23 protein-coding genes and 1 tRNA gene are annotated in these 26,817 nt (G+C 72.5%); 16 read left to right on the top strand and 8 right to left on the bottom strand.

Annotation, left to right across the window (positions count from 1 at the left end):
- Positions 1–40: 40 nt before the first annotated feature.
- Positions 41–1,708 (top strand): FAD-binding dehydrogenase, encoded by a 1,668-nt coding sequence (locus tag ACFY8W_RS32365; protein WP_391113039.1) that lies wholly within the window; start codon positions 41–43, stop codon positions 1,706–1,708.
- Positions 1,709–1,772: 64 nt separating this feature from the next.
- Here ACFY8W_RS32365 and ACFY8W_RS32360 read toward each other — a convergent pair whose 3' ends face one another.
- Positions 1,773–3,170 carry a gluconate:H+ symporter gene (locus ACFY8W_RS32360; protein ID WP_391113036.1) on the bottom strand — a complete coding sequence of 466 codons (1,398 nt, stop codon included), beginning with the start codon at positions 3,168–3,170 and terminating at the stop codon, positions 1,773–1,775.
- Between the two features lie 69 nt (positions 3,171–3,239).
- Positions 3,240–3,776, bottom strand: coding sequence for a gluconokinase, GntK/IdnK-type (locus ACFY8W_RS32355; protein ID WP_391113033.1), 537 nt, complete (start codon positions 3,774–3,776; stop codon positions 3,240–3,242).
- A 147-nt stretch (positions 3,777–3,923) separates the two neighbouring features.
- Between ACFY8W_RS32355 and ACFY8W_RS32350 the strand changes: the two genes are divergently transcribed.
- From ACFY8W_RS32350 to ACFY8W_RS32335, 4 genes are all read left to right on the top strand, one after another.
- Positions 3,924–4,625: an FCD domain-containing protein gene (locus ACFY8W_RS32350; protein ID WP_391113030.1), complete on the top strand. Its 702-nt coding sequence runs from the start codon at positions 3,924–3,926 to the stop codon at positions 4,623–4,625.
- A gap of 200 nt (positions 4,626–4,825) precedes the next feature.
- Positions 4,826–6,301 (top strand): amino acid permease, encoded by a 1,476-nt coding sequence (locus tag ACFY8W_RS32345; protein ID WP_391113026.1) that lies wholly within the window; start codon positions 4,826–4,828, stop codon positions 6,299–6,301.
- Between the two features lie 136 nt (positions 6,302–6,437).
- The gene (locus tag ACFY8W_RS32340) at positions 6,438–7,523 is read left to right on the top strand and encodes an S-(hydroxymethyl)mycothiol dehydrogenase (RefSeq protein WP_391113023.1); all 1,086 of its coding nucleotides are present in this window, start codon (positions 6,438–6,440) and stop codon (positions 7,521–7,523) included.
- Entirely contained in the window at positions 7,523–8,152 is a 630-nt protein-coding gene (locus tag ACFY8W_RS32335; RefSeq protein WP_391113020.1) for an MBL fold metallo-hydrolase, read from the top strand. The genes ACFY8W_RS32340 and ACFY8W_RS32335 overlap by 1 nt, the downstream gene beginning before the upstream one ends.
- Here the strand turns inward: ACFY8W_RS32335 and ACFY8W_RS32330 are convergent.
- Both ACFY8W_RS32330 and ACFY8W_RS32325 read right to left on the bottom strand, forming a co-directional pair.
- The gene (locus ACFY8W_RS32330; protein WP_391113017.1) at positions 8,136–9,065 is read right to left on the bottom strand and encodes a pseudouridine synthase; all 930 of its coding nucleotides are present in this window, start codon (positions 9,063–9,065) and stop codon (positions 8,136–8,138) included. The genes ACFY8W_RS32335 and ACFY8W_RS32330 overlap by 17 nt on opposite strands.
- A gap of 61 nt (positions 9,066–9,126) precedes the next feature.
- Positions 9,127–9,214, bottom strand: a tRNA-Leu gene (locus ACFY8W_RS32325).
- Positions 9,215–9,433: 219 nt separating this feature from the next.
- On the opposite strand from ACFY8W_RS32325, the gene ACFY8W_RS32320 reads away from it, so the two are divergent.
- The 3 genes from ACFY8W_RS32320 (at position 9,434) to ACFY8W_RS32310 (ending at position 12,165) form a co-directional block, all read left to right on the top strand.
- Entirely contained in the window at positions 9,434–10,759 is a 1,326-nt protein-coding gene (locus ACFY8W_RS32320; RefSeq protein WP_391113014.1) for a M20/M25/M40 family metallo-hydrolase, read from the top strand.
- 179 nt (positions 10,760–10,938) lie between these two features.
- Entirely contained in the window at positions 10,939–11,172 is a 234-nt protein-coding gene (chpH, locus tag ACFY8W_RS32315; protein ID WP_391113012.1) for a chaplin ChpH, read from the top strand.
- Positions 11,173–11,286: 114 nt separating this feature from the next.
- Positions 11,287–12,165, top strand: a complete 879-nt coding sequence (locus ACFY8W_RS32310) for a chaplin family protein (protein ID WP_391113009.1) — start codon at positions 11,287–11,289, stop codon at positions 12,163–12,165.
- A 50-nt stretch (positions 12,166–12,215) separates the two neighbouring features.
- Here the strand turns inward: ACFY8W_RS32310 and ACFY8W_RS32305 are convergent, their stop codons facing one another.
- Positions 12,216–12,404, bottom strand: a complete 189-nt coding sequence (locus ACFY8W_RS32305) for a DUF5703 family protein (RefSeq protein ID WP_128983151.1) — start codon at positions 12,402–12,404, stop codon at positions 12,216–12,218.
- A gap of 47 nt (positions 12,405–12,451) precedes the next feature.
- On the opposite strand from ACFY8W_RS32305, the gene ACFY8W_RS32300 reads away from it, so the two are divergent.
- Positions 12,452–13,084 (top strand): hypothetical protein, encoded by a 633-nt coding sequence (locus ACFY8W_RS32300; protein WP_391113006.1) that lies wholly within the window; start codon positions 12,452–12,454, stop codon positions 13,082–13,084.
- A gap of 98 nt (positions 13,085–13,182) precedes the next feature.
- Here ACFY8W_RS32300 and ACFY8W_RS32295 read toward each other — a convergent pair whose 3' ends face one another.
- Both ACFY8W_RS32295 and ACFY8W_RS32290 read right to left on the bottom strand, forming a co-directional pair.
- Positions 13,183–15,456, bottom strand: a complete 2,274-nt coding sequence (locus ACFY8W_RS32295; protein WP_391113003.1) for a helix-hairpin-helix domain-containing protein — start codon at positions 15,454–15,456, stop codon at positions 13,183–13,185.
- Entirely contained in the window at positions 15,453–16,439 is a 987-nt protein-coding gene (locus ACFY8W_RS32290; protein ID WP_391113000.1) for an aldo/keto reductase, read from the bottom strand. Before ACFY8W_RS32290 ends, ACFY8W_RS32295 begins: the two co-directional genes overlap by 4 nt.
- Positions 16,440–16,625: 186 nt before the next feature.
- Between ACFY8W_RS32290 and ACFY8W_RS32285 the strand changes: the two genes are divergently transcribed.
- Positions 16,626–17,675: an LLM class F420-dependent oxidoreductase gene (locus ACFY8W_RS32285; protein WP_391112997.1), complete on the top strand. Its 1,050-nt coding sequence runs from the start codon at positions 16,626–16,628 to the stop codon at positions 17,673–17,675.
- Positions 17,676–17,950: 275 nt separating this feature from the next.
- Positions 17,951–18,736 (top strand): ferritin-like domain-containing protein, encoded by a 786-nt coding sequence (locus ACFY8W_RS32280; RefSeq protein ID WP_391112994.1) that lies wholly within the window; start codon positions 17,951–17,953, stop codon positions 18,734–18,736.
- A gap of 56 nt (positions 18,737–18,792) precedes the next feature.
- Here ACFY8W_RS32280 and corA read toward each other — a convergent pair whose 3' ends face one another.
- Positions 18,793–19,785, bottom strand: coding sequence for a magnesium/cobalt transporter CorA (gene corA, locus ACFY8W_RS32275; protein ID WP_391113382.1), 993 nt, complete (start codon positions 19,783–19,785; stop codon positions 18,793–18,795).
- 97 nt (positions 19,786–19,882) lie between these two features.
- On the opposite strand from corA, the gene ACFY8W_RS32270 reads away from it, so the two are divergent.
- The 5 genes from ACFY8W_RS32270 to ACFY8W_RS32250 all read left to right on the top strand — a co-directional run bounded on the left by ACFY8W_RS32270 (position 19,883) and on the right by ACFY8W_RS32250 (position 26,661).
- Positions 19,883–20,572, top strand: a complete 690-nt coding sequence (locus tag ACFY8W_RS32270; protein WP_391112991.1) for an MSMEG_4193 family putative phosphomutase — start codon at positions 19,883–19,885, stop codon at positions 20,570–20,572.
- Positions 20,573–20,685: 113 nt separating this feature from the next.
- Entirely contained in the window at positions 20,686–21,276 is a 591-nt protein-coding gene (locus ACFY8W_RS32265; protein WP_391112988.1) for a DUF3090 family protein, read from the top strand.
- Complete coding sequence (locus ACFY8W_RS32260) at positions 21,240–22,094, top strand: SCO1664 family protein (RefSeq protein WP_391113379.1); 855 nt, start codon at positions 21,240–21,242, stop codon at positions 22,092–22,094. Before ACFY8W_RS32265 ends, ACFY8W_RS32260 begins: the two co-directional genes overlap by 37 nt.
- Before the next feature lie 166 nt (positions 22,095–22,260).
- Positions 22,261–23,490 carry a cysteine--1-D-myo-inosityl 2-amino-2-deoxy-alpha-D-glucopyranoside ligase gene (mshC, locus tag ACFY8W_RS32255; protein ID WP_391112985.1) on the top strand — a complete coding sequence of 410 codons (1,230 nt, stop codon included), beginning with the start codon at positions 22,261–22,263 and terminating at the stop codon, positions 23,488–23,490.
- 114 nt (positions 23,491–23,604) lie between these two features.
- Entirely contained in the window at positions 23,605–26,661 is a 3,057-nt protein-coding gene (locus tag ACFY8W_RS32250; protein WP_391112982.1) for an NPCBM/NEW2 domain-containing protein, read from the top strand.
- The last annotated feature ends 156 nt before the right edge of the window (positions 26,662–26,817 follow it).

Raw genomic sequence — 26,817 nt, 5'->3', positions numbered from 1 at the left:
ACCGTTGACTGGATACATCGGTGTATCCAAGATGCGGTCCATGTCATCCCATGAGTCGTACGACGCCGACGTGATCGTCATCGGGGCCGGTCTCGCCGGTCTCGCCGCCACCGCCGAACTGGTCGACGCGGGCCGGTCCGTGATCCTGCTCGACCAGGAGCCCGAACAGTCCCTGGGCGGCCAGGCCCACTGGTCCTTCGGCGGGCTCTTCCTCGTCGACTCGCCGGAGCAGCGCCGGATGCGCATCCGCGACAGCCACGACCTGGCCCTCCAGGACTGGCTCGGCACGGCCGGCTTCGACCGGCCCGAGGACGACTGGGCGCGGCGCTGGGCGGAGGCGTACGTCGACTTCGCCGCCGGCGAGAAGCGCTCCTGGCTGCACGGGATGGGGGTGCGCTTCTTCCCGGTGGTCGGCTGGGCGGAGCGCGGCGGCTACGACGCGAACGGCCACGGCAACTCCGTGCCGCGCTTCCACATCACCTGGGGCACCGGCCCCGGCCTCGTCGCGCCGTTCGAGCGGCGGGTGCGCGAGGGCGTCGCCCGCGGCCTGGTCCGGTTCCGCTTCCGGCACCGCGTCACCGCTCTCGGCTCCACCGCCGGCACCGTCGACACCGTCACGGGCGAGGTCCTGGCGCCCTCCGGCGTTCCGCGCGGCACGGCGAGCAGCCGTGAGGTCACGGGCGACTTCTCGTTCCGCGCCCAGGCGGTGATCGTCACCTCCGGCGGCATCGGCGGCAACCACGACCTCGTCCGGAAGCAGTGGCCGGAACGCCTCGGCACCCCGCCCGACCGCATGCTCTCCGGCGTCCCCGCCCACGTCGACGGACTGATGCTCGGCATCGCCGAGGACGCCGGCGCCCACCACGTCAACCGCGACCGGATGTGGCACTACACGGAGGGCATCGAGAACTGGAACCCGATCTGGGCCCGCCACGGCATCCGCATCCTGCCCGGCCCGTCGTCCCTCTGGCTTGACGCCACCGGCAAGCGGCTGCCCGTACCGCTCTTCCCCGGCTTCGACACCCTCGGCACCCTCGAGCACATCATGCGGACCGGCTACGACCACACCTGGTTCGTGCTCGACCAGAGGATCATCGGCAAGGAGTTCGCGCTCTCCGGCTCCGAGCAGAACCCGGACCTCACCGGCAAGTCGGTCCGCGGCGTCCTCGGCCGCGCCCGCGCCGACGTGCCGGGGCCGGTCAGGGCCTTCATGGACAAGGGCGCCGACTTCGTCGTCGAACGCGACCTCGGGGCCCTGGTCCGCGGGATGAACCGGATCACCGGCGAGGACCTCGTCGACGAGACGGCGCTGCGCCGCGAGATCACCGCCCGCGACCGCGAGATCGCCAACCCCTTCACCAAGGACCTCCAGGTCACGGCGATCCACGGGGCCCGCCGCTACCTGGGCGACAAGCTGATCCGTACGGCCGCCCCGCACCGCATTCTCGACCCGAAGGCCGGCCCGCTGATCGCCGTACGCCTCAACATCCTCACCCGCAAGTCCCTCGGCGGCCTCCGGACCGACCTCTCGTCCCGCGTCCTCACCGCCTCCGGCGAACCGCTGCCCGGTGTGTACGCGGCGGGCGAGGCGGCCGGCTTCGGCGGCGGCGGCGTCCACGGCTACCGCTCCCTCGAAGGCACCTTCCTCGGCGGCTGCCTCTTCTCGGGGCGTGCGGCGGGGCGCGCGGCGGCCCGGTCGGTGGGCTGACACGACGACGCGGGCCGGTCGTCCGAGGGGACGACCGGCCCGCGGGCCCGGATGCCGCGCCGCGCTACAACACCAGCGACAGCAGCAGCACGAACGCGATGCCGACCACCGAGATGATCGTCTCCATCACCGACCAGGTCTTGATCGTCTGGCCGACGTCCATCCCGAAGTACTCCTTCACCAGCCAGAAGCCGGCGTCGTTGACGTGGCTGAAGAAGAGCGAACCGGCACCGATCGCCAGGACCAGCAGGGAGACCTCACCGGTCGACATGCCCTCGGCCAGCGGGGCCACCAGGCCCGCCGCCGAGATCGTCGCCACGGTCGCCGAGCCGGTCGCGAGCCGGATCGCGACCGCGATGAGCCAGGCGAGCAGCAGGGCCGGGATGGACCAGTTCTCCGAGAAGTCCAGGATCATCTGGCCGACGCCGATGTCGATCAGCGTCTGCTTGAAGCCGCCGCCCGCGCCGACGATCAGCAGGATGCCCGCGATCGGGGCCAGCGACTTCTCGACGGTGGAGGACAGGCGCTCCTTGGAGAAGCCGGCCGCCCGGCCCAGGGTGAACATGCCGACTATGACGGCGGCGAGCAGCGCGATCAGCGGCGAGCCGATGACGTCGGTGACCTTCTGCACGCCGTTGGCGGGGTCGTCCACGACGATGTCGACGAGCGCCTTCACCAGCATCAGGACGACCGGCAGCAGCACGGTGGCGACGGTGGCGCCGAAGCCGGGGCGCTTCTCCAGCTCCTCGGAGGGGCGCACGGGGATCATCTTCTCGGGGGCCGGGATGTCCACCCAGCGGGCCGCGAACCGGGAGAACACCGGACCGGCGATGATCACGGTCGGGATGGCGACGAGCAGGCCGAGGGCGAGGGTGACGCCCAGGTTGGCGCCGACCGCGTCGATCGCGACGAGCGGGCCGGGGTGCGGCGGGATGAGGCCGTGCATCACCGACAGGCCGGCGAGGGCCGGGACGCCGATCCGCATCAGCGAGTAGTTGCCGCGCTTGGCGACCAGCAGCACCACCGGGATCAGCAGCACGATGCCGACCTCGAAGAAGAGCGGCAGACCGATCACGGACGCGATCAGCACCATCGCCCAGGGCATGGCCCGCCCGGACGCCTTCGCCAGGATCGTGTCGACGATCTGGTCCGCGCCGCCCGAGTCCGCGAGCAGCTTGCCGAGGATCGCGCCGAGCGCGATGAGCACGCCGACACCGGCCACGGTGGTGCCGAGTCCGGTGGTGAAGGACTTGATGGTGTCCGCGAGCGGAGCGCCCGCGAACGCGCCGAGCGCCAGCGACCCGATGGTCAGGGCGAGGAAGGCGTGCAGCTTGAACCTGGTGATGAGCAGGACGATGACGGCGATGCCGGCGAGTACGGCGATGCCGAGCTGGGCGTTGCCCGCCGAGGTGATCGGTTCGGCGGCGTCCGCTGCCAGGATCTCGACGCTGAGACTGGTCACGGTGGGTCCCTTGGGGGTGAGGGGGCAGGGGAGGTGCGGGGGGTGGGGGGAAGTGAACGGTGCGGGGGGTCAGACGGTGAGCCGGCGCAGCGCGGCGACGGCCCGGGCGGTGATGTCCTCGGGAGTGCCGGCGACGTCGACGGCGACGCCGGCCTCGTCCTCCTGCAGCGGCTGCAGGGTGGCGAACTGGGAGTCCAGGAGGGCGGTGGGCATGAAGTGGCCCTTGCGGGCGGTCATGCGCTGCTCGATGAGCTCCCGGTCGCCGGTCAGGTGCAGGAAGACCACACCGGGCGCGGCCGCCCGCAGCCGGTCCCGGTAGCTGCGCTTCAGCGCGGAGCTGCTCACCACGCCGCCGAGGCCGGCCCGGCCGTGCGCCCACTCTCCGATGGCGTCGAGCCAGGGCTCGCGGTCCGTGTCGTCCAGCGGGACGCCGGCCGACATCTTGGCCACGTTGGCCGCCGGGTGGAAGTCGTCGCCCTCCGCGTACGGAAGGCCGAGGGCCTCGGCCACCAGCGGACCGATCGTGGTCTTGCCGGTGCCGGCGACGCCCATCACGACGACGACCGGGGGACGGCCGCCCGTGGAGGGCCGGGGGGTGGTGCTCATGGGTGGTGCCTCGCTGTCTTCTTCGACATCGATCCGTCGCGCTCATGAAACCCATTGGGTACGACGTATTCAAGACCCTGTGACAAATAAGTCGTACTTTTTCTTCCCCGCGTGATCATTCGTGTGATCACGCATAGGCTGGCCACCATGACGACACCGGCCCAGGGGCTCCATCCGCACGTCCTGACCTCCCTGGGCCTCGCGATCACCGCGGGCGAGTACCCGCCGGGCAGCGTGCTGCGCACCGACGAGCTCGCCGAGCGCTTCGAGGTCTCCCGGACGGTGGTGCGCGAGGTCGTGCGCGTCCTCGAGTCCATGCACCTCGTCGAGTCCCGCCGCCGGGTCGGCGTGATCGTGCTCCCGGCCGAGCGCTGGAACGTCTACGACCCCCAGGTCATCCGCTGGCGCCTGGCCGGCGCGGACCGGCCCCGCCAGCTGCGCTCGCTCACCGTGCTGCGCTCCGCGATCGAGCCGGTCGCCGCCGGTCTCGCCGCCCTGAACGCGACGCCCGAGCAGTGCCGCGAGCTCACCGAGCAGGCCCTCGGCATGGTCGCCACCTCGCGCGGTCGCCAGCTGGAGGCGTACCTCGTCCACGACGTCGCCTTCCACCGGGTCGTCCTCAACGCCTCCGGCAACGAGATGTTCGCCCGGCTCGGCGACGTCGTCGCCGAGGTGCTCACCGGCCGCACCCGCCACCAGGTGATGTTCGAGGACCCCGACCCGGCCGCCGTCACCCTCCACGTCCAGGTCGCCGAGGCCGTACGGGAGAAGAACGCGGCCCGCGCCGAGGAGCTGACCCGGGAGATCGCGGTGGGTGCGCTCAAGGAGCTGGACGTCCTCGCGCCGTAGCGGCCGTCGGCAACGACGCCGTAACACGCTGTACACCCGCCGGTAACCTCTGAACTAGCTCAAATAAGGGCGTTCAGTGACATCCGCCACAGTCAGAACCGGGTGTTGCCGTGAGGATGTGCGCTGGCCGTGCCGGGAGTCCCACAAGGGCACGGCCGGGTACCGCACAGACCCTCCCCCTCACGAAGGCGAACAACTCCATGAGTGACCGCAGCACTGCGGCCGACCCGCTGTCCGCCACCCCGGCGGGCTCCGGAGCCACGACCGCGTCGGCGACCCCCCACGTCGACGCCGGCGACGCCGGATACCGCAAGGACCTCAAGTCCCGGCACATCAACATGATCGCCATCGGCGGCGCCATCGGAACCGGCCTGTTCCTCGGCGCTGGCGGCCGCATGGCCAACGCCGGTCCCTCCCTCTTCATCGCGTACGCGGTGTGCGGCGTCTTCGCCTTCTTCGTGGTGCGGGCCCTCGGCGAGCTGGTGCTCTACCGTCCCTCCTCCGGCGCCTTCGTCTCGTACGCCCGTGAGTTCATGGGCGAGAAGGGCGCCTACACGGCCGGCTGGCTCTACTTCCTCAACTGGTCGACCACCGCCGTCGCCGACATCACCGCCGCGGCCACCTACGCGCACTTCTGGTCGATGTTCAGCGACATCCCGCAGTGGATCCTCGCGCTGATCGCCCTCGCGGTCGTCCTCGCCGCCAACCTCATCTCCGTGAAGTACTTCGGCGAGATGGAGTTCTGGTTCGCGATCATCAAGGTCGCCGCCCTGGTCGCCTTCATGGTGGTCGGCATCTTCCTCGTCGTGACCTCGCACGACGTCGGCGGCCACACGCCGGGCCTCTCCAACATCACCGACAACGGCGGCATCTTCCCCAATGGCATGATGCCGATGCTGCTGCTGATCCAGGGCGTCGTCTTCGCCTACGCCTCCGTCGAGCTGTGCGGCGTCGCCGCCGGCGAGACCGAGAACCCCGAGAAGATCATGCCGAAGGCGATCAACTCGATCATGTGGCGCGTGGGCCTCTTCTACGTCGGCTCCGTCGTCCTGCTGGCGCTGATCCTCCCGTACACCGCGTACTCCGGCGACCAGAGCCCCTTCGTCACCGTCTTCGACAAGCTCGGCATCCCCGGCGCCGCCGGCGTGATGAACCTGGTCGTGCTCACCGCCGCCCTCTCCAGCCTCAACTCGGGCCTCTACTCCACCGGCCGCATCCTGCGCTCGATGTCGCTGGCGGGCTCCGCGCCCAAGTTCACCGGCGTGATGAACAAGGGCGGCGTGCCCTACGGCGGCATCCTGCTCACCGCGGGCTTCGGCGTCGCCGGCGTCGTCCTCAACGCCCGGATGCCCGAGGAGGCCTTCGAGCTGGTCCTGAACTTCGCCTCGATCGGCATCATCGGCACCTGGGCGATGATCATGGTCTGCTCGCTGCTCTTCGTCCGCCGCGCCAAGGAGGGCAAGCTCGCCCGCCCGAGCTACCAGCTGCCCTGGGCCCCGTACACCCAGATCGTGACGCTCGTCTTCCTCGCCTCCGTCCTGGTCCTGATGTGGCTGGACGGCGGAGTGGGCCGCACCACCGTCAACTCCCTGCCGCTGATCGCGGCGGCGCTGGTCGGCGGCTGGTTCCTGGTCCGCCGCCGGGTCCGCGCGACCCAGGCCGAGCGCCAGGACTGACCCCGGCGACACCCCCACGGACTTTCCCCCACGGGAAGAACGAGACCCCTGCAGGCACGATCTGCGGGGGTCTCGCGTTTTGTCAGGAGATAGTGGTACGCAAGATCCTTACAGTGTCGGAGAAGGGAAGTTCGCGATGCCGCAGCAGGTCCAGGGGGTCGTGGCCCCCGGCAGGAACGAGCCCGTACGGGTCGAGACGATCGTGATCCCGGACCCCGGTCCCGGCGAGGCCGTGGTGAGGATCCAGGCCTGCGGGGTCTGCCACACCGACCTCCACTACAAGCAGGGCGGGATCAACGACGAGTTCCCCTTCCTGCTCGGCCACGAGGCCGCGGGCACCGTCGAGTCGGTCGGCGACGGCGTCACCGACGTCGCGCCCGGCGACTTCGTGATCCTCAACTGGCGCGCGGTCTGCGGCCAGTGCCGCGCCTGTCTGCGCGGCCGCCCCTGGTACTGCTTCGCCACCCACAACGCGCGGCAGAAGATGACCCTGCTCGACGGCACGGAGCTCTCCCCGGCCCTCGGCATCGGCGCCTTCGCCGAGAAGACCCTCGTCGCCGCGGGCCAGTGCACCAAGGTCGACCCGGCCGTCGCACCCGAGGTCGCCGGACTGCTCGGCTGCGGCGTCATGGCCGGCATCGGCGCCGCGATCAACACCGGGAACGTCGGCCGCGGCGACAGCGTCGCCGTCATCGGCTGCGGCGGCGTCGGCGACGCGGCGGTCGTCGGCTCCCGGCTCGCCGGAGCCGCGAAGATCATCGCCGTCGACATCGACGACCGGAAGCTGGCCAAGGCCACGGAGATGGGCGCCACCCACACGGTCAACTCCCGCACCACCGACCCCGTCGAGGCGATCCGCGAGCTCACCGGCGGCTTCGGCGCCGACGTCGTCATCGAGGCCGTCGGCCGCCCCGAGACCTACCGGCAGGCCTTCTACGCCCGCGACCTGGCCGGCACCGTCGTCCTGGTCGGCGTACCGACCCCCGACATGAAGCTCGAGCTCCCGCTCCTCGACGTCTTCGGCCGCGGCGGAACGCTCAAGTCGTCCTGGTACGGCGACTGCCTGCCCTCCCGGGACTTCCCGATGCTGATCGACCTGCACCAGCAGGGCCGCATCGACCTCGGCGCCTTCGTCACCGAGACCATCGGACTCGGAGACGTCGAGAAGGCCTTCGCCCGCATGCACGAGGGCGACGTGCTGCGCTCGGTGGTGGTCCTCTGATGGCCGCCCGCATCGACCACCTGGTCACCTCCGGCACCTTCAGCCTCGACGGCGGCACCTGGGAGGTCGACAACAACGTCTGGATCGTCGGCGACGACACCGAGGCGATCGTCATCGACGCCGCCCACGACGCCGACGCGATCCTCGCCGCGCTCGACGGCCGCGCCCTGCGCGCCATCGTCTGCACCCACGCCCACGACGACCACGTCGACGCGGCCCCGGCCCTCGCCGCCGCCACCGGCGCCCGCATCCTGCTGCACCCCGCCGACCAGCCGCTGTGGAAGCTCACCCACCCCGACCACACGCCGGACGGCGAGCTCGCCGACGGCCAGGTCCTCACCATCGCCGGCACGGACCTCCGGGTCCTCCACACCCCCGGTCACGCGCCCGGCGCCGTCTGCCTCCACGCCCCTGACCTGGGCACCGTCTTCACCGGCGACACCCTCTTCCAGGGCGGCCCCGGAGCGACCGGCCGGTCGTTCTCGGACTTCCCGACGATCGTCGAATCCATCCGCGGGAAACTCCTCACCCTGCCCCCGGAGACGGTCGTCCGCACCGGCCACGGCGAGACGACCACGATCGGCGCCGAGGCACCGCACCTCCAGGAGTGGATCAGCCGAGGCCACTGAGGGGGCGCGTGCTCAGGAACCTCCTCCGCTCGCCCGTGAACGGGTCGGTGAACACCAGCGACCGTGCGACCAGCTGCAACGGCCGCGCGAAGTCCTCCGGCCCGTCCTCACGGACCACGGGATAGACGGGGTCGTGGAGGATCGGCAGCCTGAGCGCGTTCATGTGCACCCGCAGCTGATGGGTCCGCCCGGTCACCGGCACCAGCCGGTACCGGGCGAGATCTCCCTCACGGGCGAGCAGCTCGATCCGGCTCTCCGCGTTCGGCTCGCCCGGCACCTCCCGGGCGGCCATCACCCCGCGCTCCTTCTCGATGCGGCTGCGCACCGTCACCGGAAGCTCCAGCGCCGGGTCGTACGGTGCCACCGCCTCGTACGCCTTGTGCACGAGCCGGTCCCGGAACAGGGTCTGGTACGCCCCCCGGTCCTCCGGCCGTACGACGAAGAGCACGAGCCCGGCCGTGAGCCGGTCCAGCCGGTGAGCCGGCTGCAGCGTCGGCAGCCCGAGCTCCCGCCGCAGGCGCGCGACCGCCGTCTCCGTCACGTGCCGCCCGCGCGGCATCGTCGCCAGGAAGTGCGGCTTGTCGGCCACGACGATCCGCTCGTCCCGGTACACGACCCCGACCTCGAAAGGCACCCGCTCCTCCGCGGGGAAGTCACGGTGGAACCACAGGTACCGCCCGGCGGCATAGGGCTCGTCACCGTCGACGGCCAGCCCGTCGGCGCCGACGAACCGCCCCTCGCGCAGCATCTCCTCGACCCGCGCGGCCCCGACGGCCCCGCCGTACCGCGCCACGAGATGCTCCCGCAGCGTCCCCCACGCCCGCTCCGGGTCCTCGGGCAACCGCACCCGCACGGCATCGATGCCGTCCCGCTGGGGCAGGGGCGACGCGGGGGCCTTGGTTCTCCGTCTCACCCGACAACCCTAAACAACCCCGGACATGCGAAAAGGCCCCACATCAGTGGGGCCTTCCTGCTGGTGTCCGAGGGGGGACTTGAACCCCCACGCCCGATAAAGGGCACTAGCACCTCAAGCTAGCGCGTCTGCCATTCCGCCACCCGGACAGGTGTTTCGTCTTCCTGGCCGCTGGGCCCTTCCGACGAGGAAAACCATAGCAAACATCTGGGGTGGTCGATCACCACCCTGGTCACGGCCGTCGCGGGCGCATCCGCTGTGACGGGAGTGTGTCGGCCGGGAGCCACCCTTGGGCCGGGCGGGGGAGCGCGGGAGGATGGGGGTGATCGCACAGCAAGCACGTGGGGCACGTAGTGGGAGGAAGCAGCGTGAGCGAGTCGAACACCGGCCGTGGCGTCACCGGCGAGGACGAGGTCGTCGACCTGTGCCGGGACCTCATCCGCATCGACACCAGCAACTACGGCGACCACTCCGGTCCGGGCGAGCGGGCCGCGGCCGAGTACATCGCGGAGAAGCTCGCGGAGGTCGGGCTCGAGCCGAAGATCATCGAGTCGCACAAGGGACGGGCCTCCACCGTCGCCCGGATCGAGGGCGAGGACCCCTCGCGGCCGGCCCTGCTGATCCACGGCCACACGGACGTCGTCCCGGCCAACGCCGAGGACTGGACCCACCATCCCTTCTCCGGCGAGGTCGCCGACGGCTGCGTCTGGGGCCGCGGCGCCGTCGACATGAAGGACATGGACGCGATGACCCTGGCTGTCGTCCGCGACCGGCTGCGCAGCGGGCGCAAGCCGCCGCGTGACATCGTCCTGGCCTTCCTGGCCGACGAGGAGGCCGGCGGCACCTACGGCGCCCGGCACCTGGTCGACAAGCACCGGGACCTCTTCGACGGCGTGACGGAGGCGATCGGCGAGGTCGGCGGGTTCTCCTTCACCGTCAACGAGAACCTGCGGCTCTACCTGGTCGAGACCGCCCAGAAGGGCATGCACTGGATGCGGCTGACCGTCGAGGGCACCGCCGGGCACGGCTCCATGACCAACAACGACAACGCCATCACCGAGCTCTGCGAGGCCGTCGGCCGGCTCGGCCGGCACCAGTGGCCGGTGCGCGTCACCAAGACCGTGCGGTCCTTCCTCGACGAGCTGTCGGACGCCCTCGGCACCCCGCTCGACCCCGAGGACATGGACGCCACCCTCGCCAAGCTCGGCGGCATCGCCAAGATGGTCGGCGCCACCCTGCGCAACTCCGCCGCCCCGACCATGCTCGGTGCCGGCTACAAGGTGAACGTCATCCCCGGCCAGGCCACCGCGCACGTCGACGGCCGCTTCCTGCCCGGTTACGAGGAGGAGTTCCTGGCCGACCTCGACCGCATCCTCGGCCCGCGCGTCAAGCGCGAGGACGTGCACGGCGACAAGGCCCTGGAGACCAGCTTCGACGGCGCGCTGGTCGACGCGATGCAGCTGGCCCTGCGGGCCGAGGACCCGATCGCCCGGGCCGTGCCGTACATGCTCTCCGGCGGCACCGACGCCAAGTCCTTCGACGACCTCGGCATCCGCTGCTTCGGCTTCGCGCCGCTCCAGCTGCCGCCGGAGCTGGACTTCGCCGGCATGTTCCACGGCGTCGACGAGCGCGTCCCGGTGGACGGCCTGAAGTTCGGCGTCCGCGTCCTGGACCGCTTCATCGACGCGAGCTGACGCGCGCCGGCGCGAGCCGGTCCGAACCGGCTCGCGCCGAGGGCTTCCGGAATCGACCGCGCGTGCACCGATTACCGGAAAGAGTGAATGGCCGAGGGGCCTCGTAGCCCCCTGGATTCCCCCTCGTTACAGGTGATGCGGTCCGAGGCTTGGACCGCTTTTGCCAACAAGGAGGAATAATGATCAAGAAGGTCGTCGCTGCTGCGGCTGCCACCGGCGGTCTCGTTCTCGCGGGTGCGGGCATGGCCGTTGCCGACGCGGGTGCCCAGGGTGCGGCCATCGGTTCCCCCGGTGTGCTCTCGGGCAACGTCGTCCAGGTGCCGGTTCACGTCCCCGTGAACGTGTGCGGCAACACGGTCAGCATCATCGGGCTGCTGAACCCCGCCTTCGGCAACACCTGCATCAACGCCTGACGTTCTGTCTCGGCCCCCTGAGGGCCCGAGTCAAGGCCGGCCCCGGAGTGCGTGCCATGCACTCCGGGGCCGGTGGCCATTTCGTCACGAGCCGAGAAAAGCAGGTAATCAGCAATGCGACAGGTCACACGCATCATCACCCGCAAGAGCATCGTCACCGTCGCCGCGGCGGGCGGCATGATCGCCCTCGGCGGCGGTTACGCCCACGCCGCCTCGGGAGCGAGCGGTGCGGCATCCGACTCGCCGGGCGTCGCGTCCGGCAACAACGTCCAGGTCCCGGTCCACGCGCCGGTCAACGTCTGCGGCAACACGGTCTCCGTCATCGGGTTGATGAACCCGGCCACGGGCAACACCTGTGCCAACAAGAGCGGTTCGGGCGGCCACGGCGACGACGGGGGTTACGGCGACGAAGGGGGCCACGGCTCCTCCGCCGGCGGCCACGCCTCCGACTCGCCGGGCGTCGGCTCCGGCAACAACGTCCAGGTCCCCGTCGATGCCCCCGTGAACGTCTGCGGCAACAGCGTCAACGGCGTCGGCCTGGGCAACGCCGCCGGCGACAACGACTGCGGTTACGGCGTCGAGCCGACGACGCCCGGCAACCCCGGTAATCCAGGGAATCCCGGCAACCCGGGCGGGCCCGAGACGCCCGGCAACCCCGGCAACCCGGGCGGGCCCGAGACGCCCGGCAACCCCGGCAACCCGGGCGGGCCCGAGACGCCCGGGAACCCCGGCAATCCCGGGAACGAGGGTGAGCACCCGGGCAACCCCGGAAACCCGGGTACTCCCGGCACCCCGGGACACCCCGGTACGCCCGGTACGCCCGGAACCTCGTACGGGCCGAACACGCCCGGTACGCACGGCGTCACGCCGAGCCACCCCACCGAGGAGCTCGCGCACACCGGTGCCGGGTCGCTCGGTCTCGCCGTCCCGGCCGGCGCGGGCCTGCTGCTCGCCGGCTCCGTGATCTACCGCCGGGCCCGCCGCTCCGCCTGACCCGCACGGAAAACGGCAGGGGCCCCGCATCGCGGGGCCCCTTCTGCTTCTCACCAGGTGGCTCGGGTCTGACGGATGATGCGGCGCCGCAGCCGCACTCTGCGGCTGCCGTCGCGACGCAGGCTCAGGCGGTCCAACTCCCAGTGTCCGTACTCTGCATGGTCGGTCAGAAGCCGCGTCGCCTCCTTGCGAGAGACGCCCCGCGGCACGTACACGTCGACAAATTCGTATTCCGGCATCGCATCTATTGTGCGGCCAAGGGCCAGGTACGGATAGCGTCTGTCCTATGTCTGATGCTGCGCAGCCCACCGCTGCCGAGGTACGCGCCGCCGCCGAGGCGGTCAAAGCCGCACTGGACCGTCACCTCGCGGCGGTCGAACGCCGCACCGGGGACGACGACCCGGCCGTCTACGAGGCCTTCAACGCGCTCGCCACGGCGGCGGAGGCGTACGACGAGGCCCTCTACGACCGGTACGACGAGGTCACGCCCTTCGAGATCCCAGGCGCCGACGACTCCCTGCCGCCCTACGCGGGGCCGGACGAGCCGCACGCCCTGAGCGTGCTGATCCGCCGCGACTACGCGGTGGTGGAGCCGCAGCGTCTGATCGCCCAGGCCCGCCGGGTCACCGATCTCGAACGCGAGGAGGGCGCGGGGACCACCCACGCGGCCCTCGGCGTCGTCTTCGGCGAGTACGAACCTGACGAAATCGCGTCCCGGCACAAGGAATTCGGTCTGGAGGAGGGCGACTCCACGCTCTGGGTCGAGGCCGCCGAGGAACTGCCCGAGCCGGGTGAGTGGCTGCACGCCCCGTTCGACCAGGCCGACCCGGAACGGATCGTGTGCCGCTTCGACATCAGCGCCGTCTTCGACGACGAGGTGGACGAGGAGGAGCTGGAGGAAGAGGTCCGCCGGGCCTGAGCCATCGGCCCCGAGTCACCCCCGGTCACCGGGCCTGAGCCCGCAGACGGCGCGCGCCCTTCCCGCGGAGAGCGGGGAGGGCGCGCGCCGTCTTCACGTCATGCCTCGTCGTCCTCGTGCAGCAGCGCCTCCAGGAGCGGTCGCAGCCGCGTCGTGCGCTCCGGGTCCCGGCCCTCGGCGACCGCCCGGGGCAGCGCCTGCTCCACACCGTGGACGACCGACAGATGGCGCTCCGCGCGCCCGAACGCCGTGTACACCCAGGACCGGGTCAGGCCGCCCGCCGCGTCGCCGGGCAGCACCACGACCGCGGCCGGCCAGCGCGCCCCGACCGCCTGGTGCGCGGTGAGCGCCCAGCCGTGCCGCAGAGTGGACTCGACCCGCTCCTTCGGTACGACGACCTTCTCGCCCTCGCAGTCCAGGTGCAGGCCCTCGGCGTCGGCCGAGACGACCGTGCCGACCAGGGTGCGGCCCGGGGCGGGGGAGTGGGCCACCCGGTCGCCCGGGTCGTAGCCGCCGAAGCGGCCCGGGCCGGGGTTGAGGCGCTCCTTGAGCGCCGCGTTCAGGGCGCGGGTGCCGGCCGAGCCGCCGTGGCCGACCGTGATCACCTGGGTCTGCGCGGTCGCCACGCCGATCGCCCGCGGGATCGAGTCGGCGACCAGCTGCACCGTGCGGTGCACCGCCACGCCGGCGTCCCGGACCGGGACGATCACGACCTCCTTGCCGGGTGCGGCCACCTGGTTCAGCTCTCCTACGCCGATGCCGGACACCAGCTCGCCCACCGGGCCCGGGTCGGGCACCCGGGAGGCGATCTGCGGGGCGACCCGGGCCGCGAGCAGATCGGCGAACACCCGGCCCGGGCCCACCGGTCCGAGCACGTGCGGATCGCCGCTGAGCACCAGCCGGCAGCCGTCCGGCAGCGCCTCCACCAGCGAGGCCGCGCCCTCCACGTCGAGCTGCGGCGCGTCCAGGACGACCAGCAGGTCCAGGGCGAGGCTGCCCTCCGCGTCCCGGCCGGGACCGGCCGCGCCGGACAGCAGCGCGGCCACCGGCACCGCTCCGTCCCGGGCCGTGTGCGCCGCGAGCGCGACCCGCAGGCCCCGGGCGCGGGCGGCCCCGGCGAGTGCGGCCGGCTCCGCGCGGGCGGCCTCGCCGCCGGTGTGCAGCACCAGTCCGTGGGCCCCGGCGGCCCGGGCCAGTTCGGGGCCGTCCCACTCGGCCGGCTCGACCGTGCGGATCAGGCGGGCGAGTCCGTCGGCCAGGCTCTCCTCCGCGAGCGCGAAGCGCTCGAGGCCCAGCAGCACGGGTGTCTCGGGCCGCGACTGCTCCCGCGCCTCCTCGCCTTCCTCTCCGGTCTCCTCCGTCTCCTCGTCCTGCTCCTCCTGGAAGACCAGCACCGCGGCCTCGGAGACCGCGAGGTCGACGGCCTTGTCCGGCTCGGGCACCGACAGCCTGGCGAGCCCGTCCCGTACGGCGCCGATCTCCAGGGCCGTATGGCCCTTCAGGGCCGCCTGGTCGAGGAGCCAGGCGGCGAGCGCCACCACCCGGCGCGGGTCGTCGGGGCCGCACTCCGGGCCCAGCAGCGCCCGCGCGAAACCGTCTGCCTGCTCGGACCGCACGCCTGGTACCGCGAGCAGCTGCCACGGATCGTCTTCGAGTGCCCGGGCGGCGCCCTCGCCGAGGACCGCGGCGACCTGCCCGGCGAGCGCCTCGGGCGCGCCGCCGCGTGCGAGGACCTGCCGCACGGCCGCCGTGGTCTCCTCCGTCACCAGCGGCGCCTCGGGCACGGGCGGGCGCACGGTCGTCTCGGGCGGCGCGGCCGGTGCGGGCCGGCTCGGAGCGGGCGCCTCGACGCGCGGGACCGAGACCGGCCTGGCGCCGCTCTCGACGGCCCGGACCGCCGCGAGGAGATCCGCGGCCGTGCCCGTCAGCTTCGCGCCCGCGTCCACGGGCGAGCCGCGCTCGGCCTTGCGCCGCTCGATCTTCGCCCGCAGCTCCCGCTGCGCGGCCAGCTCCGCCTGAGCCTCGGACAGCCCCGACGCGTCGGCACCGTCCGCGCCGGCCTCGGCTGCCCCCGTGTCCTCGGCACCGTCCGCGGCGGCCTCGGCTGCCCCCGTGTCCTCGGCACCGTCCGCGTCGGCCTCTGCTGCCCCCGTGCTCTCGGCACCGTCCGCGTCCCCGGAGTCGCCGGACTCGCCGGACACCCCGTCCTCGGCGCCTGCGGGGTCCCCGGCCCCGGCTTCCGCCGTCCCCGGCTCCGCGCCGGCCTCCGGCCGCGCCTCGGGCGCGTCCGGCGGGCCCGCGGACGGTGCCTGGTCGTCGGTGGCGGGCTCGGTCGCCTCGGGCGGCGCGGTGTCGCCGGAAGGCTCGGTCACAAGGTGCTCCAGTCGTGATCCGGGTAGCGGTGCAGGGGCGCCGACACGTCGTCGAGAGCCCGGCAGATCTCGTCAGGAAGACTAAGGCTCTCCACTGACAAAGCCGCCGCGAGCTGCTGCGCGTTGCGCGCGCCGACGATCGGGGCGGCGACGCCGGGCCGGTCGCGGACCCAGGCGAGGGCGACCTGGAGCGGGGTGGTGGCGAGGCCGTCCGCCGCCGTGCTGACCGCGTCCACGATCCGGCTCGCCGCGTCGTCCAGATACGGCTCGACGAACGGCGCGAGCGCCTCCGAACCGCCCCGCGAGTCCGCCGGAGTGCCGTGCCGGTACTTGCCGGTGAGCACCCCGCGCCCGAGCGGCGAGGAGGGCAGCAGCCCGATGCCCAGGTCGAGCGCGGCCGGCAGCACCTCGCGCTCGACTCCCCGCTGCAGCAGCGAGTACTCCATCTGCGTCCCGGCGAGCCGGGTCCGGTCCCCGGTGTGCTGCCAGGTCCCGGCCTTCGCCAGCTGCCAGCCGCAGAAGTTGGAGACGCCCACGTACCGGGCCCGGCCGCTGCGCACCGCGATGTCGAGTGCCTGGAGCGACTCTTCGAGCGGGGTGTACGGATCGAAGGCGTGCAGCTGCCAGAGGTCCACGTAGTCCGTGCCGAGCCGGGCGAGCGAGGCGTCGAGAGCGGCGAGGAGGTGGCCGCGCGAGCCGTCCGTGCGCCGGTCGGGGTCGGGGACGCTGCCGGCCTTGGTCGAGATCACCAGGTCGCGGCGCGGGATCAGGCCCGACCTCTCGTCCACGAGCCGCCCGAGCAGGTACTCCGCCTCGCCGCCCCCGTACACGTCCGCGGTGTCCACGAGCGTGCCGCCCGCGTCCCAGAACACCTTCAACTGCTCGGCCGCGTCGTGCTCGTCGGTGTCGCGGCCCCAGGTGAGGGTGCCGAGCCCGAGCCGGGACACGCGCAGGCCGGTACGTCCGAGATGCCTCTGCTCCATGGCCGCGAGATTACTGGCCAGGGCACCACGCGGAGAGACCCTGTGGACAACCTGTCCACAGGCCGCCCGTTCGAGGCCCGCCGATCGGGTCCGTGCCCCGCTCCCCGACCGGCTCCTGACGAATGCCGGAGCCGCGCGCTAGAGTCCCCGGCACAGGACGTTACCGATGGGTAAGGGGTACGTGGCATGCGGCTCGGCATCAACCTCGGCTACTGGGGCGCGGGCATGGACGGCGACAACCTGGCCGTGGCCCAGGAGGCGGACCGCCTCGGCTACGACGTGTGCTGGGCCGCGGAGGCGTACGGCTCCGACGCGCCGACCGTGCTCTCCTTCGTCGCCGCCAAGACGGAGCGGATCGACATCGGCTCCGCGATCATGCAGATCCCGGCGCGGCAGCCCGCGATGACGGCCATGACCGCCGCGACCCTCGACTCGCTCTCCGGCGGCCGCTTCCGCCTCGGCCTCGGCGTCTCCGGCCCGCAGGTCTCCGAGGGCTGGTACGGCGTCAAGTTCGACAAGCCGCTGGCGCGCACCCGCGAGTACGTGGAGATTGTCCGCCGCGCGATGTCCCGCGAGCGCCTCACCTACGAGGGCGAGCACTGGACCCTGCCGCTGCCGGACGGCCCGGGCAAGCCCATCAAGCTCACGGTCCACCCGACCCGTCCGCACATCCCGCTCTACATCGCCGCGATCGGCCCCAAGAACCTGGAGCAGACCGGCGAGATCGCCGACGGCGCCCTGCTCATCTTCCCGGCCGCCGAGCACCTGGAGGAGACCGCGCTGCGCCACCTCCGCGCGGGCCGCGAGAAGGCCGGGCTCACCATGGACGGCTTCGACGTCCACCCGACGCTGCCGCTCGCCCTCGGCGACGACATCGACGCGCTGGCGGACGTCTTCCGCCCGTACACCGCCCTCTACGTCGGCGGCATGGGCAGCCGCAAGCAGAACTTCTACAACCAGCTCGCCCAGCGCATGGGCTACGAGAAGGCCGCCGCGGAGATCCAGGAGAAGTACCTGTCCGGCGACAAGGCCGGCGCCGCCGCGGCCGTCCCGCGCCAGCTCATCGACCAGACGACCCTGCTCGGCTCCGTCGACCGGATCGCCGACCGCATGAAGGCCTACGCGGCGGCCGGGGTGACGACCCTGACGCTGGCCCCGGCCGGCTTCACGCTCGACGAGCGGATCGCGGCGCTGCGGGCCGGAGTGGAGGCCCTGGAGCGGGCGGGCCTCGCGTAACCGGCCGGCGGGACGGTCCCGGTACAAGCCTGCGGCCGTGGTGGGGGCTCGGGGGTCTTCCCCGCCACGGCCGTCACGCAGCACAACGCGCGAGCCACGCCCGGGGTTACGCGGTCCGCGGCGCGTCCCCTCCCACACCGCCCGCCCGCCGACGGCGTTCCGTCCGGCCCGCCGGCCGCCCCTCGTCCGTACGCCGTTCGGCCCAGCCTCCCGCCCCTCCTGTTGCCCGCCCGCGCGCGGCGCACTTGACTCGTACACCACGGGAGGTGGCAGCCATGCTCACGGCCAAGAGCCTGTTCCAGGAAATCATCGACAACGACGAGTCGTTCCGGCTCTTCTGTTCCATCGCCGCCAGCGGCGAGACCCAGGGCGGCTGGGAGAACGGCCGGATCGCGGCCCTCGTCGCCCCCGGCATGCGGGACCTGGCACCCAAGATCACCCGGCACGGCGCCGACGAGGACAAGCACGGCCGGATCTTCAACGCCCTGCTGAGGAAGCGCGGCCTCGAACCCGTGCCCGTGCCGCCCGAGACCGACTACACGATGCTGCTGGAGAAGCGCGGCATCGGCCTCGCGCACGACAAGCTGCGCCGCGACGAGCCGCTGACCGAGCACGACATCGTCGTCTACCTGGCGCACAGCCGGGTCACCGAGCAGCGGGCGGCCGATCAGATGATCATGCTGGTCAAGTACTTCGGGGACCATCCCGAGCTCGGCAAGGCCATCCGCATGATCGACCACGACGAGACGAACCACCTCTCGTACTGCCACGAGGAGCTGCTGCGCCTCAACCACGAGGGGCACGGCCGGCTCATCCAGCGCGTCCTGCGGGACTCCGCGCTCGCCGAGATCCGGGTGTACCGGGACGTCAGCCTCGCCGTGATGAGCCACATGGGCCGCATCCTGGGCTGGCCCAGGGCGAAGTCCGCGGCGCTCGCCGCCGGCATCCACGGCATGTACGCGTGGGAGCGCGCCGCCGGCTGGCACAGGATGGTGGACCTCAGGATGCCCGAGCGACGCGACGCCCTCGGCGGCCCCGTGACCCCGGCCCCCGCCTACTAGGCCCGCCGCCCGCCGCCCGCCGGCCTTCCGGCCGGTACGCCCGGGCGCGGCGGGCCTCACATCCAGCCGCGCCGCTTGAACAGCCGGTAGAGGCCCGTGACGGTCGCGGCCAGCAGCAGGAGCAGCGCCGGGTACGACCACGCCCAGCGCAGCTCCGGCATGTGGTCGAAGTTCATGCCGTAGATCCCCGCGACCATCGTGGGTACCGCGGCCATCGCCGCCCAGGCCGAGATCTTGCGCATGTCGTCGTTCTGCCGCACGCCCATCTGCGCCAGGTGCGCCGACAGCACGTCGGACAGCAGCCGGTCCAGGCTCTCCACCTGCTCGTTGGCGCGCAGCAGGTGGTCCTGCACGTCACGGAAGAACGGCATGGCCTTGTCGTGCACGAAGGGCACCGCGCCCGTCGCGAGCCGGGCCATCGGCGCGGTCAGCGGGCTCGCCGCCCGGCGGAACTCCAGGACCTGCCGCTTGGCCGTGTAGATCCGCTCCGCGGTCCGCTTCGGGCTGCCGCCGGCCGGCGCGAAGACATCGGCCTCCAGCTCCTCCAGGTCGATCTGGAGCTCCCCGGCGACGTCGATGTAGTGGTCCACGACCGCGTCGGAGATCGCGTACAGGACCGCGGTCGGCCCGTGCCGGAGCACGTCCGGCGTGGCCTCCATGCGCTTGCGCACGGCCGTCAGCGGGCTGCCGGCCCCGTGCCGCACGGTCACCACGAACGAGTCGCCGACGAAGACCATGACCTCGTCCGAGCTGACCCGGTCGCTCTCCGGCTCGTACACCACCGGCTTCAGCACCACGAACAGGCAGTCGTCGTACACCTCCAGCTTGGGCCGCTGATGCGCCTTCAGGGCGTCCTCCACGGCCAGCGGGTGCAGCGCGAACTCCGAGGAGACGTGGCTGAACTCGGCCTCGGTCGGCTCGTACAGCCCCACCCACAGGAACGCGTCCCCGCTCGACCGCGCCTCCTCCAGCGCGTCCGACAGGTCGGCGGGGCTCTCCGTCCGCTGCCCGCGCCGATAGATGGCTGAGTCCACGATCACGCGCCGTATTCTCCCCCGGCCGCGGCCGGACCGCATCCTCTCGTGGCGCACCGGTCCGCCGCGTGGGCGTCCCCACGCGCGCGTGCGGGCGCCTACGCTGGCCCCCATGGCCACCCTGATCCTCGTACGGCACGGACGCTCCACCGCCAACACCTCCGGGGTGCTCGCCGGTCGCACGCCCGGCGTCGCGCTCGACGAGCGCGGCGCCGCGCAGGCCGCCGAGCTGCCCGGGCGGCTGGCCGGGGTGCCGCTCGCCGCCGTCGTCTCCAGCCCGCTCCAGCGCTGCCACGAGACCGTGCGTCCGCTGCTCGACGCCCGCCCCGGGCTGACGCTGCACACCGAGGAGCGGATCAGCGAGTGCGACTACGGAGACTGGTCGGGCCGCAAGCTCGCCGAGCTGATGGACGAGCCGCTGATGCAGGTCGTCCAGGCGCACGCCTCGGCCGCCGCCTTTCCCGGTGGCGAGTCCATGCGCGCCATGCAGGCCAGGGCCGTGGACGCGGTGCGCGACTGGAACGCCCGGATCGAGGCCGAGCACGGCGAGGACGCCGTCTACGCGATGTGCTCGCACGGCGACATCATCAAGGCGATCGTCGCCGACGCCCTCGGCCTCCACCTGGACCTCTTCCAGCGGATCCAGGTCGACCCCTGTTCGGTCACCGCGATCCGCTACACGCGCCTCCGCCCCTTCGTCCTCCGCCTCGGCGACACCGGCGACCTGGCCGCGCTCGCCCCGCGCGAGACGACCGGCGGACAGGGGGAGGCCGAGGTCGGAGGCGGTGCGGGCGCACCGTGATCCATCCGCGCAGTAGGGTGGACGCGCCGCTGTAGTGCCGTCCCGCGGCACCGGCGGCCGCGACATCCGCGTCCACGACAGCAGCACAGCCGAGACCCAAGGGAGTCAGGAACGTGTCCCGTCAGGTGTTCCTCTACGACCCACCGGAGCGTTTCGTGGCCGGCACGGTCGGGCTGCCTGGCCGCCGTACGTTCTTCCTCCAGGCGTCCGCGGCCGGCCGGGTCACCAGCGTCGCCCTGGAGAAGACCCAGGTCGCGGCCCTCGCCGAGCGGATGGACGAGCTGCTCGACGAGGTCGTGCGCCGTACCGGCGGCAACGCTCCCGTACCGGCGATGGCCCCCGCCGACATCACGGACACCGCCCCGCTCGACGCCCCCGTCGAGGAGGAGTTCCGGGTCGGCACCATGGCGCTCGCCTGGGACGGCGAGGAGCAGCGCATGATCGTCGAGGCGCAGGCGCTCGTCGAACTCGACGCGGACTCCGAGGAGGACCTCGCCGAGGCCGAGGAGCGGCTGCTCCAGGACGAGGAGAACGGCCCGCCGATGCTGCGGGTCAGGCTGACCGGCGCCCAGGCCCGGGCCTTCGCCAAGCGGGCCCTCGACGTGGTGAACGCCGGCCGGCCGCCGTGCCCGCTGTGCAGCCTGCCGCTCGACCCCGAGGGCCACGTCTGCCCGCGCCAGAACGGATACCGCCGCGGCGCATGAGCAGTCATCAGGCCCCCGCGACGCCCACGACGCCCGCGGTCCTCGAACTGCTCGGCCGCGGCGAGCTGACCGTCCGCGGCCAGGTACGCGAGGCGTCCAACGCGGTGCTGTTCTGCTCCGTCGCCCACGAGGGCCGGCAGGCGGACTGCGTCTACAAGCCGGTCGCCGGGGAGCGCCCGCTGTGGGACTTCCCCGACGGCAACCTCGCCCGCCGCGAGGTCGCCGCCTTCGAGCTGTCCGAGGCCACCGGCTGGGGCCTGGTCCCGCCGACCGTGCTCCGTGACGGGCCGTACGGCGAGGGCATGGTGCAGCTGTGGGTCGAGGCCGACCCGGAGGCGGCCCTGCTCGCGCTCGTGGAGGACGAGGAGCCGGGGGAGGGCTGGAAGGCCGTCGGACCCGCCCAGGTGGCCGAGGACCGCACGGCGCTGCTCGTGCACGCCGACAGCCCGCAACTGCGCCGGCTGGCCGTCCTGGACGCCGTCATCAACAACGGCGACCGCAAGGGCGGGCACCTGCTGCCCGGGCCCGACGGACACCTGTACGGGATCGACCACGGCGTCTCCTTCCACGTGGACGACAAGCTGCGCACCCTGCTGTGGGGCTGGGCGGGCGAGGAGCTGACCGAGGAGGCCGTCGCCGTGCTCGCCGGTCTCGACGCCCGGCTCGCACCCGGCACTCCACTGGCGGAACGGCTCGCGGCGCTGCTGACCGCCGCCGAGGTGGACGCCCTGCGGGAGCGCGTCGCCCGGCTGCGCGGGACCGGGCGGCATCCCGTACCGTCGGGGCAGTGGCCCGCGATCCCCTGGCCGCCGGTGTAGCGCCGGGCGCTGCCCGGCCGGACCGCTGCTTTTCCGCCAACATCTTCCGCGCGCCTGAAACCCCCTAGGGGTATGCACGAAAGGCTCTGACCCGCAAGACCGCCTAATAGGTCAAGATCCCGGGTGCGGTTCGTATCCGGAACACCTGTCCGGTTACGCTCAGGACATGCATGCCTGGCCCGCTTCTGAGGTCCCCGCCCTGCCCGGCAAGGGCCGCGACCTCCGGATTCACGACACGTCGACCGGCGGACGAGTGACCCTCGCCCCCGGCCCCGTCGCCCGTATCTACGTCTGCGGCATCACGCCGTACGACGCGACCCACATGGGGCACGCGGCGACCTACAACGCGTTCGACCTCGTTCAGCGCGTGTGGCTCGACACCAAGCGGCAGGTCCACTACGTCCAGAACGTCACCGACGTGGACGATCCCCTCCTGGAGCGGGCCATCCGCGACGGCATCGACTGGGTCGGCCTCGCCGAGCGCGAGACCGCCCTGTTCCGCGAGGACATGACCGCCCTGCGCATGCTGCCCCCGCAGCAGTACATCGGAGCCGTCGAGGCCATACCGGGCATCGTCCCGCTGGTCGAGCGGCTGCGGGACTCCGGTGCCGCCTACGAGCTCGACGGCGACATCTACTTCTCCGTGGAGGCCGACCCGCATTTCGGCCAGGTCTCGCACTACGACACCGAGCTGATGCGCCACCTGTCCGCCGAGCGCGGCGGCGACCCGGAACGCCCGGGCAAGAAGAACCCGCTCGACCCGATGCTGTGGATGGCCGCCCGCGAGGGCGAGCCCAGCTGGGACGGCGCCAGCCTCGGCCCCGGCCGACCCGGCTGGCACATCGAGTGCGTCGCCATCGCCCTCGACCACCTCGGCATGGGCTTCGACGTCCAGGGCGGCGGCTCGGACCTGATCTTCCCGCACCACGAGATGGGCGCCTCGCACGCCCAGGCCCTCACCGGCGAGTTCCCCATGGCCAAGGCGTACGTCCACGCCGGCATGGTCGCCCTGCACGGCGAGAAGATGTCCAAGTCCAAGGGCAACCTGGTCTTCGTCTCCGGGCTCCGCCGGGACGGCGTCGACCCGGCCGCCATCCGGCTCTCCCTGCTCGCCCACCACTACCGGGCCGACTGGGAGTGGACCGACCAGGTCCTCCAGGACGCCGTCGCACGCCTGGACCGCTGGCGCGCCGCCGTCTCGCGCCCCGACGGCCCGTCCGCCGACGCGCTCGTCGAGGAGGTCCGCGAGGCCCTCGCCGACGACCTGGACGCCCCGGCCGCGCTCGCCGCGGTCGACCGCTGGGTCGCGCTCCAGGACGCCGAGGGCGGCACCGACGAGTCCGCTCCCGGCCTCGTCTCCCGTGCCGTCGACGCGCTGCTCGGCGTCGCCCTGTAGCGCGTCCGGACGTCGGCTCCGGTTCACGCGACCGCCCCCGGACTTCCCGTGGAAGTCCGGGGGCGGTTCCTTTTTGTCCTGTCGCGACGCTCGAATCTGCGCTAGATAGGCCACATGCAATCATCAATGCGCATGAGAGCTGCAGTTGCCGGCACCCTCCTCGGCCTGCTCGCCGTCTTCGCCGGACCCGGAAGCACCGCGTCCGCCGAGCCCTCCGACACCACCGTCGGCGCGGTCACCGACTTCGCCGCCGACGGGTCCGTCTACCGCCTGACCGCGGGCCACGCCGAGGCCCGGATCAGCTTCGTCTCCGACGACACCTTCCGCATCGAACTCGCCCCCGACGGAAGGTTCACCGACCCCACGGGACAGGACATCGTCCTCCCGCAGGGCCCGCCGCCCGTCACCCACTGGGCCGACCGCGGCGACCGCTACGAACTCGGCACCGCCCGGGTGACCCTGCGCGCGTACAAGTCCCCGCTGCGCTTCGCCGCGTTCCGCGCCGACGGCACGCCGCTGTGGACCGAGACCCGGGGCCTCACCTGGAACCAGGACCGCACCGTGCAGACCCTGGCCCGCGGCGCCGGCGAGCAGTTCTACGGCGCCGGCATGCAGAACGGCCGCGGCAACACCTCCCACCGCGGCAAGACCGTCGAGGTCGGCGTCGACTACAACTGGAACGACGGCGGCCACCCCAACTCCGTCCCGTTCTACCTCTCCTCCGCCGGCTACGGCGTCTACCGCAACACCTACGCCCCCAACACCTACGCCTTCGGCGAGCCCGTCACCACCACCGCCCGCGAACAGCGCTTCGACGCCTACTACTTCGCCGGCGACGGCGAGGACGCCCTCAAGGACGTCATCGGCCAGTACACCCGGCTCACCGGCAAGCCCTTCCTCCCGCCCGTCTACGGCCTGGAGATCGGCGACGCCGACTGCTACCTGCACAACGCCAACCGCGGCGAGCGCCACACCCTCGACGCGTTGAAGGTCGCCGACGGCTACGTGCAGAACGACATGCCCAACGGCTGGATGCTCGTCAACGACGGCTACGGCTGCGGATACGAGAACCTCGCCGAGACCGCCCAGGGACTCCAGCAGCGCGGCATGCAGCTCGGCCTGTGGACCGAGGACGGCCTCGACAAGCTCGCCGACCAGGTCACGGCCGGCCAGCGGGTCGCCAAGCTCGACGTCGCCTGGGTCGGCGAGGGCTACAAGTTCGCCCTCGACGGCTGCAAGGGCGCCTACGCGGGCATCGAGGCCAACAGCACCGCGCGCGGCTTCACCTGGGCGCCCGAGAGCTGGTCCGGCGCCCAGCGCTGCGGGGTCCAGTGGTCCGGCGACCAGTCCGGCAGCTGGGAGTACATCCGCTGGCAGATACCCACCTACGCCGGCGCCTCCATGTCCGGGCTCGCCTACACCACCGGCGACGTCGACGGCATCTTCGGCGGCAGCCCCAAGACGTACACCCGTGACCTGCAGTGGAAGACCTTCCTGCCGGTCACCATGACCATGGACGGCTGGGCCGCCCACGACAAGCAGCCCTTCCGCTACGGCGAGCCCTACACCTCGATCAACCGGGCCTCCCTCAAGCTCCACGAGGCACTGCTGCCGTACATCTACTCGCACGCCCACCGGGCCACCGAGACCGGCGTCGGCCTCGCCCGGCCCCTCGTCCTCGAACACCCCGACGACCCGGTGGCCGCCTCCGACGCCGCCAAGTACGAGTTCCTCAGCGGCGAGGACTTCCTCGTCGCGCCCGTCTACAAGGACGCCGTGGAGCGCGACGGCATCTATCTGCCCAAGGGCACCTGGATCGACTACGCCAACGGGCGCACCTACGAGGGCCCCGTCACCCTCGACGACTACAGCGCCCCGCTCGACACCCTGCCCCTGTTCGTCCGGGCCGGCGCCGTGGTCCCCATGTGGCCCGGCGGCATCCGCTCGGCCACCGACCGCAGGCCCGGCGACCCGATCGCCTGGGACGTCTACCCGCAGGGCACCTCCTCCTTCGAGCTGTACGAGGACGACGGCGTCACCCGGGAACACCGCTCCGGCCGTCACGCCACCCAGCGCGCCGAGGTGACGGCCCCGCAGCGCGGAGCCGGTGACGTCACCGTGCGCATCGGCGCGAGCGTCGGCGACCACGCCGGAAAGCCGGCCGCCCGGCCCTACCACTTCACCGTCCACACCGGCGACACGCCCGGAGCCGTCACCCTGGGCGGCCGCGCGCTGGCCCGGCACACCACGAAGGCCGCCTTCGACACCGCCACGCAGGGCTGGTGGTACGACCGCGACGACCGTGGGGGAGTGGTCCGGGTCAAGACCGCCGCCCAGCCCACCGACCGCGCCTTCACCCTCGTCCTCGCCGGCACCAGCGCCGTCGGCGGAGCCGTGCCCGGCGCCGCCGCCACCCTCACCGCGCCCGCCGGTCAGGAACTGGGCGCCGGCGTGCCCGGCACCGTCGCCGTGGACGTCACCGCCGGGACCCGGGACGCCACCGCGGTCGAGGTCGGCCTGGACGTCCCGGCCGGCTGGCAGGTCGCCCCGGCCGCGCCGGTCGCGCGCATCCCGGCCGGCACCACCCGGCGCGTGGAACTCGCCGTCACCCCGGCCCCCGACGCCGTCCCCGGCGAGGCCACGCTCACCGCGACCGCCCGCCACCGCGCGGCGGGCACGGACCACACCGCGACCCAGCGCTTCGCCGCCGGGGTCATGCCGCCACCGCCCACCGCACCCGCCTGGGCGAGCGACCTCGTCTGGCTGAAGTCGACCAACGGCTGGGGACCGCCCGAACGCGACCGCTCCAACGGCGAGTCGGGCGCCGCCGACGGCCACGCCCTCACCCTGGCCGGCACGACCTACGAGAAGGGCATCGGCGCCCACGCCGACTCCGACATCGAGGTCTACCTGGGCGGCCGGTGCACCGCCCTCACCGCCGACGTCGGCATCGACGACGAGATCGACGGCTACGGGGACGTGGCCTTCTCGGTCGAGGCCGACGGCAAGGTGCTGTGGACCTCGCCACGGGTGACCGGGGCCTCGGCCACGGTCCCGGTGGACGTCGACGTGACCGGCGCCCGCCACGTCCACCTGAGGATCACCGACACCAACGGAACGAAGAGCGGGGACCACGGGGACTGGGCGGCCGCCCGGTTCGACTGCGCCTGACGGTCCCGCCGTGATGGAGTGTCCGATGACCACCGGTGAGGACCACCGGGACGGAAGGACGCTCCGTGCGACGACGTTCCTTCGCACGAAGAAGTCTCCCGGGAGCCGCCGCTGCCACTGGCGCGGCGGCTCCCGACGCGGTCGCGGTCGACCGGG

It is taken from the genome of Streptomyces sp. NPDC012637 (genome assembly GCF_042954805.1).
Taxonomy (GTDB): domain Bacteria; phylum Actinomycetota; class Actinomycetes; order Streptomycetales; family Streptomycetaceae; genus Streptomyces.
Note: the sequence above shows the minus strand (reverse complement) of the source record. Positions and strands in the feature narration are given on the sequence as shown.